At 50.5% G+C, this 1,015-nt stretch carries 1 protein-coding gene and 1 pseudogene; both read left to right on the top strand.

Annotated features, from left to right (window positions below; all coding sequences use genetic code 11):
* Position 1: 1 nt before the first annotated feature.
* Positions 2–505, top strand: a complete 504-nt coding sequence (locus F6K51_RS38205) for an ISAs1 family transposase (protein WP_365940699.1) — start codon at positions 2–4, stop codon at positions 503–505.
* Positions 477–614: pseudogene (locus F6K51_RS38895) on the top strand (hypothetical protein); the annotation flags it as partial. The gene F6K51_RS38205 and the pseudogene F6K51_RS38895, both read left to right, overlap by 29 nt.
* Positions 615–1,015 lie beyond the last annotated feature (401 nt).

The raw sequence follows: 1,015 nt of genomic DNA, 5'->3' as shown, positions 1-1,015 counted from the left end.
GGTGTTGGCCCAACAAAAAGTCGAGAGTAAATCAAATGAAATCACAGCAGTGCCACTGCTGCTCAAGTTGCTGAACCTCAAAGGAGCGGTGGTGACTCTCGATGCCATGGGCACCCAGACCAACATTGCCCGACAAATTAAGGAAGCTGGTGGGGACTATGTCCTGGCGCTCAAGGGCAACCAGGGCAAGCTTAGTCAGCAGGTGGAACAGTGGTTTTCTATGGCCGAAGACCAGAACTGGCAAGGGATTGAATTGAGTTACCACCAAACGGTGGAGGCCGGGCATCACCGCTTAGAAACCCGTCAGGTGTGGGCGGTGCCTGTGAGTCAACTACCCCCGTTGCATCGGCAAACACAATGGCAAGGTTTAACCAGCGTGGTGATGGTGAAGCGAAGGCGGCAGTTATGGAACATGCGCCACGACACAAACTCAGTTTTACCTCAGTGCCCTCGAACCCGATGGCCAGCAACACAACCAGGTAATTCGCTCCCATTGGGGTGTTGAAAATGGTCTACATTGGGTCCTTGATGTCACTTTTAATGAAGATGCCAGTCGGGTTCGCCAGGGCTATGAGAAGCGAAAATCTAGGGCTGTTGCGCCGCCTGAGTGTTAACCTGCGTGGATCGCGAACCCTCCCGCCAGAGTCTCAAGATGAAGCGTTATAGGGCGGGGATGGATAATGACTCTATCATCAAAATCCTGGCCGCCAGTGCGGCGAAGTGAGGCATTTTTTGAGGGTGATGCAAGATTGTTGAGGAGCAATCATTGGAGGTGATGGACTGAATCTATTAACCGAAGCCGGTTAGGCTCCAGGAGTGTTGACTAACAGGACTGGTACACACCAACGATATCCTCAAACTTTTCTGAGGGTATAATCAGCCATTCTACAGTCAAATTTTAGGTCAGGTTACTGGACTTTTAGAACTCTACTAAGATGCGATTACCCTGGTCTGTCCCTTCAAGTAACTGATTGGCAATATCCCAATGATAGGAGCTACGATTGCTTGCTATTCG

This window comes from Moorena sp. SIO3I8, from assembly GCF_010692325.1.
GTDB lineage: Bacteria > Cyanobacteriota > Cyanobacteriia > Cyanobacteriales > Coleofasciculaceae > Moorena.
This window is presented reverse-complemented; position numbering and strand designations above follow the sequence as displayed.